This window comes from Pseudomonas sp. JH-2, from assembly GCF_036231725.1.
In the GTDB taxonomy this organism is placed as follows: domain Bacteria; phylum Pseudomonadota; class Gammaproteobacteria; order Pseudomonadales; family Pseudomonadaceae; genus Pseudomonas; species Pseudomonas delhiensis.
In genome coordinates, this window is sequence record NZ_JAZAQP010000014.1 from 94,299 (window position 1) to 116,970 (window position 22,672).

The 22,672-nt window shown below is 67.3% G+C and carries 22 protein-coding genes; 13 read left to right on the forward strand and 9 right to left on the reverse strand.

Features of this window, described 5'->3' with window-relative positions:
• Positions 1–8 precede the first annotated feature (8 nt).
• The 5 genes from rimO (at position 9) to tsaA (ending at position 4,000) form a co-directional block, all read left to right on the forward strand.
• The gene (gene rimO / locus VV867_RS12585) at positions 9–1,343 is read left to right on the forward strand and encodes a 30S ribosomal protein S12 methylthiotransferase RimO (protein ID WP_328566574.1); all 1,335 of its coding nucleotides are present in this window, start codon (positions 9–11) and stop codon (positions 1,341–1,343) included.
• Between the two features lie 222 nt (positions 1,344–1,565).
• Positions 1,566–2,027 carry a DUF1456 family protein gene (locus VV867_RS12590; protein ID WP_328566575.1) on the forward strand — a complete coding sequence of 154 codons (462 nt, stop codon included), beginning with the start codon at positions 1,566–1,568 and terminating at the stop codon, positions 2,025–2,027.
• Positions 2,028–2,042: 15 nt separating this feature from the next.
• Positions 2,043–2,408 carry a DUF2784 domain-containing protein gene (locus tag VV867_RS12595; RefSeq protein ID WP_328566576.1) on the forward strand — a complete coding sequence of 122 codons (366 nt, stop codon included), beginning with the start codon at positions 2,043–2,045 and terminating at the stop codon, positions 2,406–2,408.
• A gap of 85 nt (positions 2,409–2,493) precedes the next feature.
• A complete protein-coding gene (locus VV867_RS12600) occupies positions 2,494–3,264 on the forward strand; it encodes an SDR family oxidoreductase (RefSeq protein WP_109937123.1) in 771 nt (256 codons plus the stop codon).
• 40 nt (positions 3,265–3,304) lie between these two features.
• Entirely contained in the window at positions 3,305–4,000 is a 696-nt protein-coding gene (tsaA, locus tag VV867_RS12605) for a tRNA (N6-threonylcarbamoyladenosine(37)-N6)-methyltransferase TrmO (protein WP_328566577.1), read from the forward strand.
• Between the two features lie 201 nt (positions 4,001–4,201).
• On the opposite strand, the gene fpr is transcribed toward tsaA, so the two are convergent.
• Positions 4,202–4,978 carry a ferredoxin-NADP reductase gene (gene fpr, locus VV867_RS12610; protein WP_089394557.1) on the reverse strand — a complete coding sequence of 259 codons (777 nt, stop codon included), beginning with the start codon at positions 4,976–4,978 and terminating at the stop codon, positions 4,202–4,204.
• Positions 4,979–5,212: 234 nt separating this feature from the next.
• Here fpr and VV867_RS12615 point away from each other — a divergent pair, with 234 nt between their 5' ends.
• Positions 5,213–6,139 (forward strand): LysR family transcriptional regulator, encoded by a 927-nt coding sequence (locus VV867_RS12615; protein ID WP_109937121.1) that lies wholly within the window; start codon positions 5,213–5,215, stop codon positions 6,137–6,139.
• 229 nt (positions 6,140–6,368) lie between these two features.
• On the opposite strand, the gene VV867_RS12620 is transcribed toward VV867_RS12615, so the two are convergent.
• Positions 6,369–6,740: a diacylglycerol kinase gene (locus tag VV867_RS12620; protein WP_089394559.1), complete on the reverse strand. Its 372-nt coding sequence runs from the start codon at positions 6,738–6,740 to the stop codon at positions 6,369–6,371.
• Between the two features lie 81 nt (positions 6,741–6,821).
• Positions 6,822–7,472 (reverse strand): response regulator transcription factor ErdR, encoded by a 651-nt coding sequence (gene erdR, locus VV867_RS12625; RefSeq protein ID WP_089394560.1) that lies wholly within the window; start codon positions 7,470–7,472, stop codon positions 6,822–6,824.
• 227 nt (positions 7,473–7,699) lie between these two features.
• Between erdR and VV867_RS12630 the strand changes: the two genes are divergently transcribed.
• Complete coding sequence (locus VV867_RS12630; protein WP_275629086.1) at positions 7,700–8,581, forward strand: DMT family transporter; 882 nt, start codon at positions 7,700–7,702, stop codon at positions 8,579–8,581.
• Between the two features lie 3 nt (positions 8,582–8,584).
• On the opposite strand, the gene VV867_RS12635 is transcribed toward VV867_RS12630, so the two are convergent.
• Positions 8,585–9,325, reverse strand: a complete 741-nt coding sequence (locus VV867_RS12635) for a tRNA-uridine aminocarboxypropyltransferase (protein WP_109937119.1) — start codon at positions 9,323–9,325, stop codon at positions 8,585–8,587.
• Between the two features lie 167 nt (positions 9,326–9,492).
• On the opposite strand from VV867_RS12635, the gene VV867_RS12640 reads away from it, so the two are divergent.
• Together VV867_RS12640 and VV867_RS12645 are read left to right on the forward strand one after the other, a co-directional pair.
• Entirely contained in the window at positions 9,493–9,900 is a 408-nt protein-coding gene (locus VV867_RS12640) for a quorum-sensing-regulated virulence factor family protein (protein ID WP_109937118.1), read from the forward strand.
• 10 nt (positions 9,901–9,910) lie between these two features.
• Entirely contained in the window at positions 9,911–10,132 is a 222-nt protein-coding gene (locus tag VV867_RS12645) for a DUF3820 family protein (protein ID WP_109937117.1), read from the forward strand.
• Between the two features lie 14 nt (positions 10,133–10,146).
• Here VV867_RS12645 and VV867_RS12650 read toward each other — a convergent pair whose 3' ends face one another.
• Positions 10,147–12,552 carry a xylulose 5-phosphate 3-epimerase gene (locus VV867_RS12650; protein WP_328566578.1) on the reverse strand — a complete coding sequence of 802 codons (2,406 nt, stop codon included), beginning with the start codon at positions 12,550–12,552 and terminating at the stop codon, positions 10,147–10,149.
• Positions 12,553–12,681: 129 nt separating this feature from the next.
• On the opposite strand from VV867_RS12650, the gene VV867_RS12655 reads away from it, so the two are divergent.
• Both VV867_RS12655 and VV867_RS12660 read left to right on the forward strand, forming a co-directional pair.
• Positions 12,682–14,103: an MBL fold metallo-hydrolase RNA specificity domain-containing protein gene (locus VV867_RS12655; protein ID WP_109937115.1), complete on the forward strand. Its 1,422-nt coding sequence runs from the start codon at positions 12,682–12,684 to the stop codon at positions 14,101–14,103.
• Between the two features lie 85 nt (positions 14,104–14,188).
• Positions 14,189–15,280 carry an LOG family protein gene (locus VV867_RS12660; protein WP_109937114.1) on the forward strand — a complete coding sequence of 364 codons (1,092 nt, stop codon included), beginning with the start codon at positions 14,189–14,191 and terminating at the stop codon, positions 15,278–15,280.
• Positions 15,281–15,720: 440 nt separating this feature from the next.
• Here VV867_RS12660 and recX read toward each other — a convergent pair whose 3' ends face one another.
• The 3 genes from recX to VV867_RS12675 all read right to left on the reverse strand — a co-directional run bounded on the left by recX (position 15,721) and on the right by VV867_RS12675 (position 17,855).
• Positions 15,721–16,185 (reverse strand): recombination regulator RecX, encoded by a 465-nt coding sequence (recX, locus tag VV867_RS12665; protein WP_089394568.1) that lies wholly within the window; start codon positions 16,183–16,185, stop codon positions 15,721–15,723.
• An 8-nt stretch (positions 16,186–16,193) separates the two neighbouring features.
• Positions 16,194–17,255, reverse strand: coding sequence for a recombinase RecA (gene recA, locus VV867_RS12670; protein WP_328566579.1), 1,062 nt, complete (start codon positions 17,253–17,255; stop codon positions 16,194–16,196).
• A gap of 87 nt (positions 17,256–17,342) precedes the next feature.
• Entirely contained in the window at positions 17,343–17,855 is a 513-nt protein-coding gene (locus VV867_RS12675) for a CinA family protein (RefSeq protein WP_328566580.1), read from the reverse strand.
• Between the two features lie 82 nt (positions 17,856–17,937).
• Between VV867_RS12675 and mutS the strand changes: the two genes are divergently transcribed.
• The gene (mutS, locus tag VV867_RS12680) at positions 17,938–20,511 is read left to right on the forward strand and encodes a DNA mismatch repair protein MutS (protein WP_328566581.1); all 2,574 of its coding nucleotides are present in this window, start codon (positions 17,938–17,940) and stop codon (positions 20,509–20,511) included.
• 66 nt (positions 20,512–20,577) lie between these two features.
• A complete protein-coding gene (fdxA, locus tag VV867_RS12685) occupies positions 20,578–20,901 on the forward strand; it encodes a ferredoxin FdxA (protein WP_074985513.1) in 324 nt (107 codons plus the stop codon).
• Positions 20,902–21,654: 753 nt separating this feature from the next.
• Here fdxA and rpoS read toward each other — a convergent pair.
• Positions 21,655–22,656 carry an RNA polymerase sigma factor RpoS gene (gene rpoS, locus VV867_RS12690; protein WP_009616703.1) on the reverse strand — a complete coding sequence of 334 codons (1,002 nt, stop codon included), beginning with the start codon at positions 22,654–22,656 and terminating at the stop codon, positions 21,655–21,657.
• Positions 22,657–22,672: the final 16 nt, after the last annotated feature.

Genomic DNA, 22,672 nt, shown 5'->3' on the forward strand with positions numbered 1-22,672 from the left:
GACACATAATGAATACTGAAAACGAGCGTAAGACTCCTAGTATAGGTTGGGTGTCGCTGGGGTGCCCCAAGGCCACGGTCGACTCCGAACGCATCCTCACCCAGCTGCGCATGGAGGGCTACGAGATCGTGCCCACCTACGAGGACGCCGACGTCGTTGTGGTGAACACCTGCGGCTTCATCGACAGCGCCAAGGCCGAATCCCTGGACGCCATCGGCGAGGCCATCGCCGAGAACGGCAAGGTCATCGTCACCGGCTGCATGGGCGTTTCCGAGGACAGCATCCGTGACGTGCACCCCAGCGTACTGGCGGTCACCGGCCCGCAGCAGTACGAGCAGGTGGTCAGCGCCGTGCACGAGGTGATCCCGCCGAAGGCCGAGCACAACCCGCTGATCGACCTGGTGCCGCCGCAGGGCATCAAGCTCACCCCGCGCCACTACGCCTACCTGAAGATTTCCGAGGGCTGCAACCACAGCTGCAGCTTCTGCATCATCCCGTCGATGCGCGGCAAGCTGGTCAGCCGCCCGGTGGGCGACGTGCTCAGCGAGGCCCAGCGCCTGGTCAAGGCCGGCGTCAAGGAACTGCTGGTGATCTCCCAGGACACCAGCGCCTACGGCGTGGACCTGAAGTACAAGCTGGACTTCTGGGACGGCCAGCCGGTGAAGACGCGCATGCTGGAGCTATGCGAGGCGCTGTCGGGCATGGGCGTGTGGGTGCGCCTGCACTACGTCTACCCCTACCCCAACGTCGACGACGTCATCCCGCTGATGGCGCAGGGCAAGCTGCTGCCCTACCTGGACATCCCCTTCCAGCACGCCAGCCCGAAGGTGCTCAAGTCCATGAAGCGCCCGGCGTTCGAGGACAAGACCCTGGCGCGCATCAAGAAATGGCGCGAGACCTGCCCCGAGCTGACCATCCGTTCCACCTTCATCGTCGGCTTCCCCGGCGAGACCGAGGAAGACTTCCAGTACCTGCTCGACTGGCTGACCGAAGCCCAGCTCGACCGCGTCGGCTGCTTCCAGTACTCCCCGGTGGAAGGCGCCCCGGCCAACGACCTGGGCCTGGAGCCGGTGCCCGATGACGTCAAGCAGGAGCGCTGGGAGCGCTTCATGGCGCACCAGCAGGCGATTTCCGCCGCGCGCCTGCAGCTGAAGATCGGCAAGGAAATCGACGTGCTGATCGACGAGGTGGACGCCGAAGGCGCGGTGGGCCGTTCCTGGGCCGACGCCCCGGAGATCGACGGCGCCGTCTATATCGACAGCTTCGACGTGAAGCCGGGCGACAAGGTGCGCGTGCGCATCACCGACGCCGACGAGTACGATCTCTGGGCCGAGCTGGCCTGAGGCACCGAAAGCCCCGCCCCGCAGGCTGTGTGAAAAACCGAGCGGCTCTTCGAAGAGCGCGTTCCTACGTGAAATCTGAAGAGGCTTGGCTATTCAGCCAATCCAGAATCCACGTAGAAACGCGAAATCCAGGTTGTTTTTTAACCAGCGGGACCGATCCTGAGGTTTTCACACAGCCTGCCCGGCGGGGCTTTCACTTTTCCAACCGAGGAAAACCAGCGCATGCTGAACAACGACATCCTGCGCAGCCTGCGCTACAGCCTCGACATCGCCGACCGCGAGGTCGCCACCATCGCCGGCCTGGCCGGCCTTGTGCTGGACGAGGCCGAAGTCGCCGCGCTGCTGGCCCGCGAGGACGAACCCGGCTACCGCGACTGCCCGGACGAAGTGCTGGCGCGCTTCCTCGACGGCCTGATCATCCACCGCCGCGGCCGCGACGACAGCCGTCCGCTGCCGCCGCTGGAACTGCCGCTGACCAACAACCTGGTGCTGAAGAAGCTGCGCGTGGCCTTCGAGCTGCGCGACCACGACCTGCTGGCGATCCTCGACGACGCCGGGCTGGTGATGACCAAGGCCGAACTCAATGCGCTGTTCCGTGCCCCCGGCCACAGCAACTACCGCCCCTGCGGCGACCAGTTGCTGCGCAACTGCCTCAAGGGCCTGGCCCGGCGCGGGAAGCGCTGAACCGGGAACGCGCCCGTGCTGATGCGCCTGGCCGCCGACGCCGTGGTACTGCTGCACCTGGCCTTCATCCTCTTCGTCGTGCTCGGCGGCCCGCTGGTGCTGCGCTGGCCGCGCCTGGCCTGGCTGCACCTGCCGGCCGCGGCCTGGGGCGTGACCGTGGAGTGGCTGCAACTGGTCTGCCCGCTGACGCCGCTGGAAAACCGCCTGCGCCGCGCCGCCGGCGAACAGGGCTACGGCGGCGGCTTCGTCGAGCACTACCTGATCCCGCTGATCTACCCGCCCGGCCTGACGCCCGCCGTGCAGTTGCTGCTGGGCACGCTGGTCGCCTCGCTCACCCTGGCCTGCTACGGCTGGCTGCTGCTGCGCAGGCTGCGCCGATGACCCGGCATTCTCCCGCTCGATAGTGCTGCGCCCGGCGCCGCCGGCGCATTAGGGTGCCAGAACCATCCAGCAGCGAGGATTTCCCATGCATCCCTACTTCAGCCTGGCCGGGCGTACCGCGCTGGTCACCGGCGGCACCCGCGGCATCGGCCGGATGATCGCCCGGGGCCTGCTCGAAGCCGGCGCCCGCGTGTTCATCTGCGCCCGCGACGGCGAGGCCTGTGCCACCACCGCCGCCGAGCTGTCGAGCTACGGCGAGTGCCACGCCCTGGCCGCCAACCTGGCCAGCGAGGAAGGCGCCCGCGCCCTGGCCGAAGCCCTGCAGGCCCGCATCGAGCGCCTGGACATCCTGGTCAACAATGCCGGCACCACCTGGGGCGCGCCGCTGGAAAGCTACCCTGCCGCGGGCTGGGAGAAGGTCATGCAGCTCAACGTCACCGCCGTGTTCAGCTGCATCCAGCAGTTGCTGCCGCTGCTGCGCAAGGCCGGCAGCGCGGACAACCCGGCGCGCGTCATCAACATCGGCTCGGTGGCCGGGCTCAGCGCCTTCGGCGAGCAGGCCTACGCCTACGGCCCGAGCAAGGCCGCGCTGCACCAGTTGTCGCGCATGCTGGCCCGCGAGCTGGTGGGCCAGCACATCAACGTCAACGTGATCGCGCCGGGGCGCTTCCCCAGCAGGATGACCCGGCACATCGCCAATGATCCCGAGGCGCTCGCCGGCGACACCGCGCACATTCCCATGAAGCGCTGGGGCCGCGAGGAAGAGATGTCCGCCCTGGCCATCGCCCTGGCGAGCAGCGCCGGCGCCTACATGACCGGCAACATCATCCCCATCGACGGCGGCTTCCACCTCTGATCGGGTAACATGGCGGCCCCTGCTCCACGCGCGTGCCGCCATGTCCTACTCCGTCGCCCCCATCGGCCACATCCGCTCCTGCTTCAAGGAGAAGTTCGCCATCCCGCGCCAGCCGCAGCTGGCCCCGGCGGCGCGCGGCGTGCTGGAGCTGCTGCCGCCGTTCGACGGCGGCGAGGCGGTGGAAGGCCTGGAGCAGGTCAGCCACGTGTGGCTGCTGTTCCTCTTCCACCAGGCCCTGGAAGACAAGCCGCGGCTCAAGGTGCGCCCGCCGCGCCTGGGTGGCAACCGCTCCCTGGGCGTGTTCGCCACCCGCGCCACGCACCGCCCCAACGGCATCGGCCAGTCGGTGGTGCGCCTGGAGAAGGTCGAGCCCGGGCGCCTCTGGCTGTCCGGCATCGACCTGCTGGACGGCACCCCGGTGCTCGACATCAAGCCCTACGTGCCCTACGCCGACGCCGTGGCCGACGCGCACAACGCCATCGCCGAGGCGCCGCCGGCGCCGATCCCGGTGCAGTGGAGCGACGCCGCCCTGGCCCAGGCCCGCGAGCAGGCCCTGCGCCTGGGCGAGCCGGTGGTCGAGCTAATCGAGCAGTGCCTGGCCCAGGACCCGCGCCCGGCCTACCAGCAACCCACGCCCGAACGCCGCTACGGCGCGCGCCTGTGGGACCTGGACGTGCATTGGCACTACCCCGAAGCGGGGATGATCCGGGTGCTGGACGTGCAAGCCTGCCCGTAGGACTTACCGGCCACGCCGGACGCCCCGGCGGCATGAACGGTTATGCGCCCTACGCTCTACGGATATAGGGTGCACCTTGTAGGAGCGCGCCCTGCGCGCGATTCGCGGGCAGGGCCCGCTCCTACAGCCCACCCGGCATTTCCCGTATCCGCCATGAACGAAAAAGCCCGCCGGGTGGCGGGCTTTTTCAGCGGATCGTGCTTACTTCTCGACGAAGGCGCGCTCGATCAGGTAGTCGCCCGGCTCGCCCATGCGCGGGGAGATCTGCAGGCCGAAGCCGTTGAGCACTTCGCTGGTCTCGTCCAGCATGCTCGGGCTGCCGCAGATCATGGCGCGGTCGTCCTGCGGGTTCATCGGCGGCAGGCCGATGTCGGCGAACAGCTTGCCGCTGCGCATCAGGTCGGTCTGGCGGCCCATGTTGCGGAACTCTTCACGGGTGACCAGGGGGTAGTAGATCAGTTTCTCTTTCACCATGTCGCCGAAGTACTCGTGCTCCGGCAGGACCTTGGTGATGAAGTCGGCGTAGGCCAGCTCGCTGACCCAGCGCACGCCGTGGACCAGGATGACCTTCTCGAACTTCTCGTAGACTTCCGGGTCCTGGATCACGCTCAGGAACGGCGCCATGCCGGTGCCGGTGCTCAGCAGGTACAGGTGCTTGCCGGGCTTGAGGTCGTCCAGCACCAGGGTGCCGGTGGGCTTGCGGCTGACCATCAGCTCGTCGCCTTCCTTCAGGTGCTGCAGGCGCGAGGTCAGCGGGCCGTCCGGGACCTTGATACTGAAGAACTCCAGGTGCTCCTCGTAGTTCGGGCTGGCGATGGAGTAGGCGCGCATCAGCGGGCGACCGTTGACCTCCAGGCCGATCATCACGAACTGGCCGGTCTTGAAGCGCAGGCCCGGGTTACGGGTGGTCTTGAAGCTGAAGAGGGTGTCGTTCCAGTGGTGGACGCTGAGAACGCGCTCGGTGTACAGGTTGCTCATCAAGGACTCCTAGAGATTCGTGGCGCACCCCAGCAGATCCCGGACGTAGCGCGATTGCGCGACATTTTATAGGGGGCGAGAATATCCGCAAAATAAATTATCTGGATATTGCTAATCCAAAACGCAGATAAGGGACGCCTGGCGGCCAGCGCGCGCCAGATTACTCCCGCGCACCGCCCCGCCAGGGGCGACCGAATGTCGCGCCTCTCGCCCGCCACGGAGCCCCCCGAACCGATGAAATTCACCCTGCGCCAGATGGAAGTCTTCGTCGCCGTGGCCCAGCAGGAAAGCGTCTCGCGCGCCGCCGAAGCGCTGTCGCTGTCGCAGTCGGCCACCAGCACCGCGCTGGGCGAGCTGGAGCGGCAGTTCGACTGCAAGCTGTTCGACCGCGCCGGCAAGCGCCTGACCTTGAACGCCCTGGGCCGCCAGTTGCTGCCCCAGGCGGTGGCGCTGCTGGACCGCGGCAGCGAGATCGAGACGCTGCTCAACGGCAAGAGCGCCTTCGGCTCCCTGGACCTGGGCGCCACCCTGACCATCGGCAACTACCTGGCCACCCTGCTGATCGGCACCTTCATGCAGCGCCAGCCGGACTGCCGGGTGCGCCTGCACGTGCACAACACCGCCCACGTGGTGCAGCGCATCGCCCACTACGAGCTGGACCTGGGCCTGATCGAGGGCGACTGCCAGCACCCGGACATCGAGGTGCAGCCATGGATGGAGGACGAGCTGGTGGTGTTCTGCGCGCCGCAGCACCCCTTGGCCGGCGCCGGGCCGGCGGACCTGCAGCGCCTGAGCAGCGAGGCCTGGATCCTCCGCGAGCAGGGCTCGGGCACCCGCCTGACCTTCGACCAGGCCATGCGCCACCACCTCGAGCCGCTGAACATCCGCCTGGAGCTGGAGCACACCGAGGCGATCAAGCGCGCCGTGGAATCCGGCCTGGGCATCGGCTGCATCTCGCGCCTGGCCCTGCGCGACGCCTTCCGCCGCGGCAGCCTGGTGCCGGTGGAAACCCCGCAGCTGGACCTGCGCCGGCAGTTCTACTTCATCTGGCACCGGCAGAAGTACCAGACCGCGACCATGCGCGAATTCCTCGACCTGTGCCGCAGCGAGACGGCGGGCATCAGCCGTAGCGACGAGATCGTGCTGCCGGTGATTCCCTGAGGCGTCTCTTGTAGAAAAGCCTGCCCTGCGATTGGATCGATCAGAGCGTAGGGCGGATAACGTTCGACGTTATCCGCCGTTTGACCTTGGTTTCAGGCGCGTACCGGGTTTGGCCACGGAGCGCCTGTTTCAGGGCACTCCGGGCTCGACCAAGGAGCCGGGCATGAGATCGGTGTAGCGGCGTATAACCGCGAACGGTTATACGCCCTACGCGACGGCTCCCATGGACTCAACCCAGCAGGATCACCGCCCAGGTCACGGTGATGATGGTCAGCGCGACGAACTGCGCGGCGCTGCCCATGTCCTTGGCGTTCTTCGACAGCGGGTGGCGTTCCAGGGAGACGCGGTCGACCACCGCCTCCACCGCCGAGTTGAGCAGCTCGACGATCAGCGCCAGCAGGCACACGGCAATCATCAGCGCGCGCTCGCCGCGGGTGACGTCGCAGAAGAACGCCAGCGGGACGAGGATGACGTTGATCAGCACCAGTTGGCGGAAGGCCGCCTCGCCACGGAAGGCGGCGACGAAGCCGGCCATGGAGTAGCCGGCGGCATTGAGGATGCGCTTCAGGCCGGTCTGGCCCTTGAAGGGGGAGGAAGTCACGAAGGGCTCTCTGCGAAAAAGACGCGGCACTCTAAACCAGGCGCCGTAGGAAAGTGTGAAACGAAGGTCACGGGCAGCCGCTCAGGCGCCCGGAACCGTTTCCATCTGTTGCAGCAACAGCGCCGCCTGGGTACGGGTGCGCACGTTGAGCTTGCGGAAGATGGCCGTGACGTGGGCCTTCACGGTAGCCTCGGAGACGCTCAGCTCGAAGGCGATCTGCTTGTTCAGCAGGCCCTCGCAGACCATGGTCAGCACGCGGAACTGCTGCGGCGTGAGGCTGGCCAGGCCGGCGCTGGCGGCGCGCACTTCCTCGCTGAGCTCGGTCACCGCGTCGGCCTGCGGCGGCCACCAGACATCGCCGTCGAGCACCGCGCGCACCGCCTGCTGCAGGGTGGCCATGTCGCTGGACTTGGGAATGAAGCCGCTGGCGCCGAACTCCCGGGAGCGCTGCACCACGGCGGCGTCTTCCTGGGCCGAGATCATCACCACCGGAATCTGCGGGTACTGCCCGCGCAGCAGCACCAGGCCGGAGAAACCGTAGGCGCCCGGCATGTTCAGGTCGAGCAGGACCAGGTCCCAGTCGGCCTTGTCGTTGAGCCTGGCTTCCAGCTCGGCGATGCTCGCCGCCTCCACCAGCTTCGCGTCGGGACCCAACCCGAGGGTCAGGGCCTGGTGCAGGGCACTACGGAACAGCGGGTGATCGTCAGCGATCAGGATTTCGTAGGAAGCCATGTAAGTTCCTTGGTGGCCAGGCTCGATCCCCGACCAAGGGTAGTGGCGGGGCCAGCGTGGGAAAGGTCGTAACCTGATTGCCGCATTGTACGCAAATGCATCGGCCGATGCCCGTGCAGAATGCGCCCCGCCCCCATTCCCGGCGCTCCCGCTGACAGGTTGGACAGCTTTTCAAAGTCCCCGGCTTGCGGCAGAGTTGCGCTCTTTTTTTGCCTGCCGAGAACACCATGAAGAGCCACGCCCTGCGCGCCGATATCCTGATGCTGGTCACCGCCATGATCTGGGGGGTGTCCTTCGTCGCGCAGCGGTTGGGGATGGATGCCATCGGGCCCTTCCTCTACACCGGCCTGCGCTTCGCCCTCGGCGCCCTGATGCTGCTGCCGCTGCTGGCCTGGTCGGCCAGGCGCGGCGCCCAGCCGTTCAACCGCGGCCTGCTGCTGGCGGGCCTGGCCATCGGCACCGCGCTGACCCTCGGCATCAATCTGCAGCAGGTCGGCCTGCTGTTCACCAGTGTGACCAACTCCGGCTTCATCACCGGGCTGTACGTGATCATAGTGCCGCTGCTCGGCCTGCTGCTGGGCCACCGCACCGGCATGGGCACCTGGCTCGGCGCCGCGCTGGCGGTGATCGGCATGGCCATGCTGAGCATCGGCCCGGGCTTCCAGGTGGCCTCCGGCGACTGGCTGCAGCTGACCGGCGCGCTGGTGTGGGGCTGCCACGTGCTGCTGGTGGGCCTGTTCGCCAGCCGCTACGACCCGATCCGCCTGGCCTTCCTGCAGTTCGCCACCTGCTCGGTGGTGAGCATGGTGCTGGCGGTGATCTTCGAGGAAATCCACTGGGACGCCATCGTCCAGGCCGGCCCGGCCCTGCTCTACGGCGGCCTGCTGGGCGTCGGCACCGGCTTCACCCTGCAGGTGATCGCGCAGAAGCACGCCATCGCCTCCCACGCCGCGATCATCCTGTCCCTGGAGGCGGTGTTCGCCGCCATCGCCGGGGCGATCTTCCTCGACGAGAGCCTGCACACGCGCGGCTACATCGGTTGCGCGCTGATGCTCGCCGGCATGCTGGTGGCCCAGCTGTGGCCGCAGAAGAAGGCCGCGGCGGCCTGAGCCCTAGAGTGCGGTATAAGGCCGCAGGGCTTGGTGCGCCGGGCTCTGCTCGTCCAGGCCGCGCTGGTGCTTGGCGCCCAGGTAGCGCTCGCTGAACACATCCAGGTAGGCGTCCAGCGCATCCCCCGCGCGCCGGTCGCCGGCCAGGCCCAGGCACAGCGCCGCCACTTCCGCGGTGCACAGGTGCTCGTCGAACTTGGAGCGGCGCAGGCGGTAGCGCGACAGCGCCTCGGGGGTGATGCTCAGCACCGGGAAACGGTCCAGGTAGGGGCTCTTGCGGAACATCTTGCGCGCCTCGTTCCAGGTGGCGTCCAGCAGGATGAACAGCGGGCGCTTGCCGGGCGCCGGTTCCACCCGCTCCACCACCCGCTCGGCGGCGACGAACTCGCCGGGGAACACCACGTAGGGCTGCCACTGCGGGTCGTCCAGCAGCGCCAGCAGGGCCGGGTCGACCTCGATCCGCGACCAGCCGAAGGCCCAGGTGTCCGGCACCGTCTCGGCGATCAGCCAGCCGGTGTTGCTCGGCTTCAGCGGCTCGGTGTCGAACATCACCAGGCACATCCCGGCATTGGCCTGCACCCGCGGCTGCCAGGCGCACATGCAGTAGTCCGGGCGCAGGCGGCAGCCGGCGCAGCGCGGCGAACGCGAGCCGCGAGCCACGAAGGGCTTCACGCAACGGGCCAGGCGCTCGGCGCGCAGGCGGGCGACGGCATGGTTCTTGGCGGCGGGATGGGCGGGCGACATCGGCGACTCGGGCGGGCGATCACGGCGGGCGGCGATTGTAGCAGAGCCCCTGCGCGCCCAGGCCGCTCGGCAGCCAGGCGGTTTTCGGGGACAATGGCGCCCGCATCCATCCGCCGAACCCAGAAGGGTCCGCGCGGTCGAACAGGCACCCATGCCAGGAGATACCCATGCTGCGCCTAACCGCCCTCGCCCTCTGCCTCGTCCTGCCCGCGGCCCACGCCGCGTCGCTCAAGAATTTCGAACTGGCCAAGACACTGGAGAAAGTCGCCAAGGAAAGCAGCGAAGGCACTCCGCGCGCGATCAACGAGGATATCCTCGACCAGGGCTACACCGTCCAGGGCAACCAGTTGATCAACCACCTCAGCGTGCGTGCCAGCCACGCCGCGAAAATGCGCGCCAACCCCGAGAAGGTGCGCAGCCAGCTGGGTGACAGCGTGTGCAGCAATACCGGCTACCGCCAGTTGCTGGCCCAGGGCGCGGTCCTCACCTACGACTTCACCGAGTACCACACCAACGCCCCGGTGGCCGTCGAGCGCTTCGACGCCGGCAGCTGCCGCATCAAGCTGCAGAAGTGAAGCCGGCGCCATGCTGGAGTCGGAAAAGCTCAACCTGCTGAAGATCGCCCGCACGCCGATGCCCTTCGGCAAGTACCAGGGGCGCATGCTGGTGGACCTGCCGGAGGAATACCTGCTGTGGTTCCAGCGCAATGACAGCTTTCCCAAGGGCGAGCTGGGCCGCCTGATGCAGATAGTGCTGGAACTGAAAGTCGAGGGCCTCGACGCCCTCGTCAAACCGCTGAAGCGCTAAGACGCCCCAGCGTTTCAGCGCAGGGCCCGCGGGTCCCCCTTGCCGGCCAGCGCCGCGACCTCCTCGGCGGTCAGCAGCGCGCTGCGCGGCACTTCCAGCAGGCGCGCGCAGGCTGCCAGTACATCGCCCCAGCTGGCCCGGTTGGCGAACAGCATGCCGGGCTCGTCGAGGGTCCCGCCGCGGTTGCGATACCCCAGCACCGAACTGCGCAGCGCATCCGGCAGGATCGGCCAGAGATGCCCGCGCGCCACCTCCGGGCGCATGTGGGTGAGCAGCACGCGGCGCCCATAGGCATCCGGGAACAGCTGCTCGATCAGCGCCTCGTCGGCCACCGCCGCCAGCTCCCAGTTGTCCCTGGGGGCGCGGAAACGCCCGGGCTCCTGCAGGTAGACCAGGCGGTACGGGTAGCCGGCCTCGGCCAGGCGCTCCGCAGCGCGGCGCATCTCGCCGAGCTGGTAGCTGCCATTGGCGATCAGCAGCAGTGGGTCGCTGCCCGGGTGTTCCTCCACCACGATGGCGCCGTCGCGCGCCAGTTGCTCGGCCTGGGCCCGGTCGAACAGGTTCGGCCGCTCGCGCTTGGGCGCCACCAGGCAGGCCAGCTGCCCGCGGCTGCGGTAGATCTGCGGCAACAGCGCCAGCAGGCTGTTGTGGTCGGCGGGGAACAGCACCCGCACCATGTCGCTCATCTCGCCGAGCAGGCTCTCGCAGAAAGTGGTGTCCTGGTGCGACTGCTGGTTCTTGCCGTTCTCCCAGGTGTGCGAGGTGGCCACCAGCGGCCAGCCGAGCCAGCCGGCCGGGCGCCCGGCCTCCTTCTGCAGGCGGGCGAAGATCAGCGCCTGGCGCACCGCGCCGAGCATCTTCACGCAGAAGGCCTCGTAGCTGGCCACCAGGTTGAGCCCGCCCTGGTTGGCCAGGCAGGCGGAGACCACGGTCTCCTCGTTGAGCGCGGTGATGACCCGCCCGTCGAGGGCCTCCAGCACGCTCTCCGGCTGGCAGACGCGGTGCTTCAGCGCCTTGAGCACGCCGCCCAGGCGGTTGCTGGCCAGTTCGTCGGGGTTGCCGACGCGTGCCCGCAGGTCCGGGTTCGCCGCGCACAGCTCGGTGAAGAAGCGGTCCAGCGCCAGCATCGGCGAGCACTGGTCGTTGCGGTAGTGCAGTTGCGGCAGGCTGGGCTCGATGGGCCGCCGCACCGCCAGCGGGTTGTCGCGCTCCAGCAGGCGCCCCTGGCGGCTCGCGGCGAACAGCGCGCAGGCGGCGTCCAGCTCGGCCTCCGGCACCCACAGCTGCGCCGCGTGGTGGTTGAACAGCTCCCGGGCGTTCTCGTCCTCGCCGGGGTTGCCCGGCAGCGGCAGGTTGTGCGCGGCGTTGCTGCCGGCGCCGTAGAAGCCGAAGCCCTTGACCGTCTCGGCGATGCCGTAGGGGATCGGCAGCGGGTAATGCAGGATGCCGCTGTTCTTCTCGTGGACGCGATGGGCCAGGCGCTGCTCCATTTCCCAGAGGGCGCAGACGAAGGCGGCCGGATCGCGGCCATCGAAACTCAGGGGGTCGAAGCCACAGCCGCTGAGGTGGTGCTTGAAGCCTTCCAGGCCCTCGCGGGTCCCCAACTGGGTGCGCTGCTCGATGCGCCGGCCATTGGCGATCATCACCGGCAGGGCCACGCCGCAGTCCTCGGCGCGCCACCAGCGCGGCATCCAGTCGCTGCCGCGCTGTTCCTCGGCGGCGCCATCGGAGAGGAAGGCCACCAGGGTCTCGCCGGGCAGCGGCAGGTGCGCGTACTGCAGTTCGGCGAAGCCCAGGTAGCCGCCTTCGGCGATGCCGCCGGCGGTATGCGGGTTGACGTGGCTGCCCAGGGGCGCGGCGACGCTGCCGTCCGGCGCCTGGGCGTAGCTGTAGAAGTCCTGCACCAGGCGCTCCAGGCCGGCGGCGTCGATGCCGTAGCGCCGTGCCTGCTCGGGGTGCAGGTTGCCGGTCAGCACGTTGAGCGCCTCGATGGCCGCCACGCAGTGCCCCTGCCCCATCAGCCAGCCGCGGGTGGTGCCGGTCAGGGCATTGAGCGCCAGGTAGCCGGCGTAGGCCGGCACCATGTTCAGGGCGCCGCCGGTGTGGCCCTCGGGGCTGGCCTTGAAGTCCTCGGCCTGCAGCGGCGTGCCGTCCAGGTGCACGCGCCGCGCGTAGGTCATGTGCACCACCAGCCAGAGCCCGGCGCAGGTCAGCCGGTCCAGCGCGCGGAACATCCGATAGACGCTGGGCAGGTCCGGCTGCAGGCCGGCTTGGACCAATTGATGAGCCATGCGGAAGACCGCAGCCTGGGTCTGCGCGCTATGCTCAAGCGGACCGTATCCGCTCAGCCATTCGGTGAATGCCGGCTGCTCCGCCGCGTGCGCGGCCAGCTCCTCCGGACTGGGCAGTATCTGCGACATGCTCGACGTTCTCCCTTGGGCTATTGGAGGAAGTCTAGGTCGCCGGATGGGAGCGGCGCTGACCTGTATCAACGCCATTTCGTTCCAGCTACGCGAGTCTGAAATACCGAATCCTGCTAAGGAGGCCCCATGGCCCTACTCACCTTCATCGGCGCAGCCCAGGAAGTCACCGGCTCCTGCTACCTGCTGGAAACCCGGGATGGCGCGCGCGTGCTGCTCGAGTGCGGCATGCGCCAGGGCCGCAGCAACGGCAAGGGCACCCGCGACAATGAGGCCAGCAACCGCACGCCCTTCCCCTTCGATCCGAAGAGCCTGAACGCGGTAGTCATCTCCCACGCCCACATCGACCACAGCGGGCTGCTGCCGCGCCTGGCGAAGGAAGGCTACAAGGGGCCGATCTACGCCACCGAGTCCTGCTGCGAGCTGCTGGAACTGATGCTGATGGATTCGGCCAACATCCAGGAAAAGGACGCCGAGTGGGAGAACAAGTGGCGCGCCCGCCTGAACAAGCCGGCGACCACCCCGATCTACACCGTCGAAGACACCGAGAAGGCCCTGGCCCTGCGCCGCGGCGTCAGCTACGGCAGCACCGTGGAAGTGGCGCCCGGCATCCGCGTGACCTTCCACAATGCCGGGCACATCCTCGGCTCGGCCATCGTCGAGATCGAGATCCACGAGCAGGGCCTGACGCGCCGCCTGGTGTTCTCCGGCGACCTGGGCAACACCTGCTCGCCGCTGATGCGCACGCCGACGCCGCTGAGCCGCGCCGACGTGGTGCTGCTGGAGTCCACCTACGGCGACCGCGACCACCGCGACAACAACGAGACGCTGCTGGAACTGGCGGACATCCTCGAACAGGCGCAGAAGGACGGCGGCAACGTGCTGATCCCCGCCTTCGCCGTCGGCCGCACCCAGGACCTACTGTTCTACCTCGGGCGCTTCTACCAGGAAGGCCGCCTGCCGCAGCAGATGGTCTTCCTCGACAGCCCCATGGCCGCGCGGGCCAACGACATCTACCTGCGCCACTCCGGCGAATTCTCCGATAGCGACCGCGAATACATCCGCGGCACCGGCACCGTGAAGCTGTCCGAATGGCTGCCGCTGCTGCGCACCACGCAGACGCCGGAAGACTCCATGGCGATCAACCGTATCAAGAGCGGCGCCATCATCATCGCCGGCAGCGGCATGTGCACCGGCGGGCGCATCGTCCACCACTTCAAGCACAACCTCTGGCGCGAGGAATGCCACATCGTTTTCCCCGGCTTCCAGGCCAAGGGCACCCTGGGCCGCGCCATCGTCGACGGCGCCGAGAGCGTGCGCGTGCTGCGCCAGCGCATCGCCGTGCGGGCGAAGGTCCACACCCTCGGTGGCTTCTCCGCCCATGCAGGACAATCGCAATTGATTCAGTGGGTTGGCCACTTCGAGAACAAACCCGAGCTATACCTGATACATGGCGAGCGGGAAAAGATGGATGCCCTGCAGGCCGCACTGCTCGAACGCCTCGACTGGAAAGCCAACATTCCCGAACAGGGGGACCGCATCGCAATCTGAAACAGGGTCATCGCCAACAGCCGTCGGCGGCATGTCAGACTGGCGCAAGCCTACGACAAGGGGTTGAAGAACAAGGAGTATCCCCATGCCCTATGAACCCGAGGACTACCTCTCCAGGCACTTCCAGACCAGCGGCACCGACCTGACGCAGAAGGTCGAGGAGCTGGCCGCCCTCGCCGCGCCGGGCGACAGCCCGAACCTGCCGCTGTACCGCGAGATGCTCTTCACCGTGGCGCGCATGGCCCAGGCCGACCGCAACCGCTGGGACGCCAAGATCATGCTGCAGACGCTGCGCGAGATGGAGCACGCCTTCGCCACCCTCGAGCAATTCAAGCGCCGGCGCAAGGTCACGGTGTTCGGCTCGGCGCGCACGCCCCCGGACCACCCGCTGTACGCCCTGGCCAGGGACCTGGGGCGCACCCTGGCCCGCTACGACCTGATGGTCGTCACCGGCGCCGGCGGCGGCATCATGGCCGCCGCCCACGAAGGCGCCGGGCTTGAGAACAGCCTGGGCTTCAACATCACCCTGCCCTTCGAGCAGCAGGCCAACCACACGGTGGCCGGCACCAACAACCTGCTGTCGTTCCACTTCTTCTTCCTGCGCAAGCTGTTCTTCGTCAAGGAAGCCGACGCCCTGGTGCTCTGCCCCGGCGGCTTCGGCACCCTGGACGAGGCGCTGGAAGTGCTGACGCTGATCCAGACCGGCAAGAGCCCGCTGGTGCCGGTGGTGCTGCTCGACCAGCCCGGCGGGCATTACTGGGAGCAGGCGCTGCAGTTCATGCAGGAGCAGTTGCTGGACAACCGCTACATCCTGCCCAGCGACATGCACCTGATGAAGCTGGCCCGCTCGGTGGAGGACGCGGTCGGGGAGATCGCCCACTTCTACAGCAACTTCCACTCCAGCCGCTGGCTCAAGGACAACTTCGTCATCCGCCTCAACCACCGCCTCAGCGACAGCGCCATCCAGCGCCTGCACGAGGAGTTCGGCAACCTCTGCCTGCACGACGGCTTCCACCAGCAGGCCTGCGGCGAACTGGAAAAGGACGAACCGGAATTCACCAAGCTCACGCGCCTGGCCTTCGCCTTCAACGGCCGCGACCACGGCCGCCTGCGCGAGTTGGTGAATTTCATCAATGACAAGCAGAACTGGACCGAGGCTTGTCCCGTTCCTGCATAGGCCACCGCACCTGTAGGAGCGGGCCCTGCCCGCGAATCGTGCGCAGGGCGCGCTCCTACATGGGATGGCGCTCCTACGCCCACGCCCAACCGTAGGGCGTATAACCGTTCGCGGTTATACGCCGTTGGCCCGACGTGACACTGCGCTGGCGCGTGATTCCGGGGGGAACGGTGTGTGAAATGGCGTAGGGGCAACTGTCTTGCCGACTACGCCGAGATGTTCTCTGTAGGAGCGAGCTTGCTCGCGAACAGACTCCGCTGCGGGGTTTATTCGCGAGCAAGCTCGCTCCTACGAGAAGCCGTTCCCGCGCCTTACAAGCGGATCTTATCCACGAACCGCGCCGATACCGCCAGCTATCGCGGACAAGCCAGGGGAATGTGGGCGTAGGAGCGGACTCCGTCCGCGATCCGGCCGATAGGCCGGCCAGCACCGCGCAGGGCTCAGTCGTCCCCGCCGCGCCCGCTGAACAGGCGGTTGATGGCTTCCATGGAAAACCCCCGGTAGGCGAGGAAACGCCCTTGCTGGGCACGCTCGCGGGCATCCTGGGGTAGACGGGGGAACTTGCGGCGCCAGGCGTCCCGCAATTGCGCCTGCCAGTCGACGTCGGCCTCGCCCAGGGCCTTCTCGATCTCGCCGCGGGGCAGGCCGCGCTGGCTCAGTTCGTCGCGGATGCGCAAGGGGCCATAGCCGCTGCGCGCCTTGCTGGCGATGAAGGCTTCCAGGTAACGGGATTCGTTGAGCAACCCCTCCTCGGCCAGGCGGTCGAGGGCGGGCTCGATGAGTTCCGCAGGTGCGCCGCGCTGGCGCAGCTTGCGGACGAGTTCGGCGCGACCGTGCTCGCGCCGCGCCAGGAGGTCCATGGCGGCCCGTCGCACGGCGACGGGCGTATCGAGCACGGTCGGCATCGGCGGGATCAGTAGTCGAGGTCGGCTTCAGCGGCCTCGGCGGCTTCGGCTGCAGCCAGCTCGGCCTTGGTCGGCGCCGGCTGGTTGCTCAGCAGTTGCTCGCGGATGGCCTTGTCCAGCACCGCGCAGATTTCCGAGTTTTCTTCCAGGAACTTGGCGGCGTTGGCCTTGCCCTGGCCAATCTTGCTGCCCTGGTAGCTGTACCAGGCGCCGGATTTCTCCACCAGGCCCAGTTGCACGCCCAGGTCGATGATCTCGCCGGTGCGGTAGATGCCCTTGCCGTAGAGAATCTGGAACTCGGCCTGGCGGAACGGCGGAGCGACCTTGTTCTTCACGACCTTGACGCGGGTTTCGCTGCCGACCACCTCGTCGCCTTCCTTCACCGCGCCGGTACGGCGGATGTCCAGGCGCACGGAGGCGTAGAACTTCAGGGCGTTACCACCGGTGGTGGTTTCCGGGTTGCCGAACATCACGCCGATCTTCATGCGGATCTGGTTGATGAAGATGACCAGGCAGTTGGCGTTCTTGATGTTGCCGGTGATCTTGCGCAGCGCCTGGGACATCAGGCGGGCCTGCAGGCCGACGTGGGCATCGCCCATCTCGCCTTCGATCTCGGCCTTGGGCACCAGGGCCGCCACGGAGTCGACGATGATCACGTCCACCGCGTTGGAGCGCACCAGCATGTCGGTGATTTCCAGGGCCTGCTCGCCGGTGTCCGGCTGCGAGACCAGCAGGTCGTCGACGTTGACGCCCAGCTTGCCGGCGTAGTCCGGGTCCAGCGCGTGCTCGGCGTCGACGAAGGCGCAGGTGGCGCCCTGGCGCTGGGCTTCGGCGATGACCGAGAGGGTCAGGGTGGTCTTGCCCGAGGATTCCGGGCCGTAGATCTCGACGATCCGGCCTTTCGGCAGGCCGCCGATGCCCAGGGCGATGTCCAGGCCCAGGGAGCCGGTGGAGATGGCCGGGATGGCCTGGCGCTCGTGGTCGCCCATGCGCATCACCGCGCCCTTGCCGAATTGGCGTTCGATCTGTCCCAGGGCCGCGGCCAGGGCGCGCTTCTTGTTGTCGTCCATTGAAGTCCTCGCGAAGTCAGGCGGCCGGGATGGGCCACGAACAACTGTATAAGTAGACAGTATTATTTCACAGGGCAAGGCGCTCGCCTACCCCCGGACGGGATTTTCCCCGACGGCCAGTCGCAACACCCCGTCCAGAGCGGCCGCCACCGCCTGCCGGCGCACCGCGAGGCGGTCGCCGGCGAAATGCAGGCACGCCGGGAGCAGCCTTTCGCCGTCGGCCCAGCACAACCAGACGGTTCCTACAGGCTTCTCTGGTGAACCACCGTCCGGCCCGGCGATACCGCTGACCGCCACGGCGAAACGCGCGCCACTGCGCGCCTGTGCGCCACGGGCCATGGCCTCGACCACCTCGCGGCTGACCGCGCCGACCTGTGGGAAAAGTTCGTCGGGCACGCCCAGTTGCGCGGTCTTCTGCGCGTTGGAATAGGTGACGTAGCCGGCATCGAACCAGGCCGAGCTGCCGGCGATCCGCGTGATCGCCTCGGCGATGCCGCCGCCGGTGCAGGATTCCGCGGTGCAGACCCGCGCGCCCAGCCGCTGCAACTGCGCGCCCAGGCGCGCGGCCAGGTCGGTGATGCCTTCGTCGCCGATGCTCATTGCGTACTCCGATGCTTAAGCCGTCAGGCCGGATACCGTACACTAGGCGCTTTTGCATATAGAAGACGGACCGCCCAAAGTCATGAGCCAAAGCGACCTTTCCGCTCACACCCCGATGATGCAACAGTACTGGAAGCTGAAGAGACAGCATCCGGAACAACTGCTGTTCTACCGCATGGGCGACTTCTACGAGCTGTTCTACGAGGACGCCAAGAAGGCTGCCAAGCTGCTCGACATCACCCTCACCACCCGCGGCCAGTCCGCCGGCACGCCCATTCCCATGGCCGGCATTCCCTTCCATGCCGTGGAGGGCTACCTGGCCAAGCTGGTCAAGCTCGGCGAGTCGGTGGCGATCTGCGAGCAGATCGGCGACCCGGCTACCAGCAAGGGCCCGGTGGAACGCCAGGTGGTGCGCATCATCACCCCCGGCACGGTCAGCGACGAGGCACTGCTCGACGAGCGCCGCGACAACCTGCTGGCGGCCCTGCTGGGCGACGAGCGGCTGTTCGGCCTGGCGGTGCTGGACATCACCAGCGGCCGTTTCAGCGTCCAGGAAATCCGCGGCTGGGAAACCCTGCTGGCCGAGCTCGAGCGCCTGAACCCCGCGGAACTGCTGATCCCCGACGACTGGCCCGCCGGCCTGCCGGCGGAGAAGCGCCGCGGCGTGCGCCGCCGCGCGCCCTGGGACTTCGACCGCGACTCGGCGTTCAAGAGCCTCTGCCAGCAGTTCGCCACCCAGGACCTGAAGGGCTTCGGCTGCCAGGACCTGACCCTGGCCATCGGCGCCGCCGGCTGCCTGCTGGCCTACGCCAAGGAAACCCAGCGCACCGCCCTGCCGCACCTGCGCAGCCTGCGCCACGAGCGCCTGGACGACACCGTCATCCTCGACGGCGCCAGCCGCCGCAACCTGGAGCTGGACACCAACCTCTCCGGCGGCCGCGACAACACCCTGCAATCGGTGGTGGACCGTTGCCAGACCGCCATGGGCAGCCGCCTGCTGACCCGCTGGCTGAACCGCCCGCTGCGCGACCGCGCCGTGCTGGAGGCGCGCCAGGAGTCGATCGCCTGCCTGCTGGAACGCTACCGCTTCGAGACCCTGCAGCCACAGCTGAAGGAAATCGGTGACGTCGAGCGCATCCTCGCCCGTATCGGTCTGCGCAACGCCCGCCCGCGCGACCTGGCGCGCCTGCGCGACGCCCTGGCCGCCCTGCCGGAGCTGCAGCGCGGCATGACCGAGCTGGAGGCCCCGCACCTGGGCGAGCTGGCCGCGAGCATCCGCACCTACCCGGAACTGGCCGAGCTGCTGGCCCGGGCGATCATCGACAACCCGCCGGCGGTGATCCGCGACGGCGGCGTCATCAAGCGCGGCTACGATGCCGAGCTGGACGAGCTGCAGACCCTCAGCGAGAACGCCGGCCAGTACCTGATGGACCTGGAGATCCGCGAGAAGGAACGTACCGGGCTGTCGGGCCTGAAGGTCGGCTACAACCGCATCCACGGCTACTACATCGAGCTGCCGCGCATGCAGGCCGAGCAGGCGCCGGCCGACTACCAGCGGCGGCAGACGCTGAAAGGCGCCGAACGCTTCATCACCCCGGAGCTGAAGGCCTTCGAGGACAAGGCGCTGTCCGCCCAGAGCCGCGCCCTGGCGCGGGAGAAGCAGCTCTACGAGGAACTGGTGGAACTGCTGATCGCCCAGCTGGCGCCGCTGCAGGACACCGCCGCCGCCCTGGCCGAACTGGACGTGCTGGCCAACCTGGCCGAGCGCGCGCTGAACCTCGACCTGAACCGCCCGCGCTTCGTCGAGGCGTCGGGCATCCTCATCGAGCAGGGCCGCCACCCGGTGGTGGAGCAGGTGCTGGAAACGCCCTTCGTGGCCAACGACCTGAAGCTCGACGAAGACACCCGCATGCTGGTGATCACCGGCCCGAACATGGGCGGTAAATCCACCTATATGCGGCAAACGGCGCTGATCGTGCTGCTGGCGCATATCGGCAGCTTCGTCCCGGCGGCGCGCTGCGAGCTGTCGCTGGTGGACCGCATCTTCACCCGTATCGGCTCCTCCGACGACCTCGCCGGCGGCCGTTCCACCTTCATGGTGGAGATGAGCGAAACCGCCAACATCCTGCACAACGCCACCGACCGCAGCCTGGTGCTGATGGACGAAGTGGGCCGCGGTACCAGTACCTTCGACGGCCTGTCGCTGGCCTGGTCGGCCGCCGAGCACCTGGCGCACCTGCGCGCCTTCACCCTGTTCGCCACCCACTACTTCGAGCTGACCGTGCTGCCGGAGAGCGAGCCGGTGGTGGCCAACGTGCACCTGAACGCCACCGAGCACAACGAGCGCATCGTCTTCCTGCACCACGTGCTGCCCGGCCCGGCGAGCCAGAGCTACGGCCTGGCGGTGGCGCAGCTGGCCGGCGTGCCCGGCCCGGTGATCCTGCGCGCCCGCGAGCACCTGGCACGCCTGGAGACCACCAGCCTGCCCCACGAGGCGCCCCGCCAGGAGGCCGGCAAGCCCACCGCGCCGATGCAGAGCGACCTGTTCGCCAGCCTGCCGCACCCGCTGATCGACGAGCTCGCACGCCTCAAACCCGATGACCTGAGCCCACGCCAGGCGCTCGATTTGTTATATGCATGGAAGACGCGAATCTGACGGATAGCGGAACAAGCTGCTAGAATCGCGCGCGCTTAGCCGCCCGCCTGAGGAGAGAACTAGAAAATGACCTTCGTCGTCACCGACAACTGCATCAAGTGCAAATACACCGACTGCGTGGAAGTCTGCCCGGTGGACTGCTTCTACGAAGGCCCGAACTTCCTGGTCATTCACCCGGATGAGTGCATCGACTGCGCGCTCTGCGAACCGGAATGCCCGGCCCAGGCGATCTTCTCCGAAGACGAAGTGCCGGAGAACATGCAGGAATTCATCGAGCTGAACAAGGATCTGGCCGAGGTGTGGCCGAACATCACCGAGAAGAAGGATTCGCTGCCGGACGCGGAAGAGTGGGACGGCGTCGCCGACAAGCTCAAGCACCTGGAGCGTTGACCGCTTCCTCCAAGGCCCGCCTAGCGCGGGCCTTGTACCATCTGTGATGGCACTTTTTCGCAGGCAAAAAAAGGGGCGGGATGGCCCGCCCTTTTTTCCCTACCCCATCATCCTGATGAGTCGCATCCCGCGACGTCCCGACCGGCATCCCTGTCGGCCTGCGTCATTCCCTGTACGCAGGAGTGATATTAGCCATCCGTACGAACGCCGCAAGCGGCTGCGGGTCGCACCCGGCGATGTGCAGGTCGAGCGCAGGCAAAAATAAAATCCTTTTTATTCAATAAGTTAATTATGAAAACCAGGAAAAAGAGCCCCTGGCCGGCAGGCCGAATCGTCAAAGGCTCACAGCATATGTAAGCGATGGCTTACAAAACCAAACTTAAAAAGTGCTGTCTCGCCTGCTCTCGCGGGCAGGGAAACGGGAATTCCGTTGGGCGTATAACCGTTCGCGGTTATCCGCCGTTAGCCGCAACACCGGCGTCAGGGACAATGGCGGATAACGCCATAGGCGTTATGCGCCCTACAATGCGGCTTCAGCGAGGAGGTATGGAGCGCTCCTCGTAGGATGGGTCGAGCGAAGCGATACCCATCGCCGTGCCGGATCAGGCGCCGGCCTTGCCGACGGAATCGCGGACGGAGTCCGCTCCTACGCTGCATTCACGAGCGGCGCCCTGCGCGCGAACCGCGACAGGTACGCCACAGACGAAAAAGCCCGGAGGGATGCTCCGGGCTTTTTTCGCTACGGGTGGTGCCTTACTGGAATAGCGCGTCGCTCGACAGACCGTTCTTCTCCAGGATTTCCCGCAGGCGCTTGAGCGCCTCGACCTGGATCTGCCGCACCCGCTCGCGGGTCAGGCCGATTTCCTGGCCGACTTCTTCCAGGGTGCTGCTTTCGTGGCCGCGCAGGCCGAAGCGGCGTATCACCACCTCGCGCTGCTTGTCGGTCAGCTCGGACAGCCACTGGTCGATGCTCTGGCTCAGGTCGTCATCCTGCAGCAGTTCGCAGGGGTCGGTGGGACGGTCGTCGGTCAGGGTGTCCAGCAGCGTCTTGTCCGAGTCCGGGCCGAGGGACACGTCCACCGAAGTCACCCGCTCGTTGAGGCCGAGCATGCGCTTGACCTCGTCGACCGGCTTCTCCAGCAGGTTGGCGATTTCCTCGGGGGACGGCTCGTGGTCCAGCTTGTGCGTCAGCTCGCGGGCCGCGCGCAGGTAGACGTTGAGTTCCTTGACCACGTGGATCGGCAGGCGGATGGTGCGGGTCTGGTTCATGATGGCCCGTTCGATGGTCTGGCGAATCCACCACGTCGCGTAGGTGGAGAAGCGGAAACCCCGTTCCGGATCGAACTTCTCCACCGCCCGGATCAACCCCAGGTTGCCTTCCTCGATCAGGTCGAGCAGGGACAGGCCGCGGTTGACGTAGCGCCGGGCGATCTTCACCACCAGGCGCAGGTTGCTTTCGATCATGCGCCGACGCCCGGCGGGATCGCCCCTTTGCGCGAGCCGCGCGAAGTGGACCTCCTCCTCGGGAGTCAGCAGGGGGGAAAAACCGATTTCGTTGAGGTAGAGCTGGGTGGCATCCAGCGCGCGGCTGTAATCGATGTGCTTGTGCTGCTTCGATGACAGCGAGCTTGCCTTGCCGGTGACCTGAAGTGAGACCTGCTCTTCGGCAAGTGACTCGTCGAATGTGATGGCGGGCTCTAGAAGCAGCAGCTCGTCATCCACGTCAAACTCCGGCCCTTCTTTTTTGAGTGCCATGTCGTTATCCCTTGCT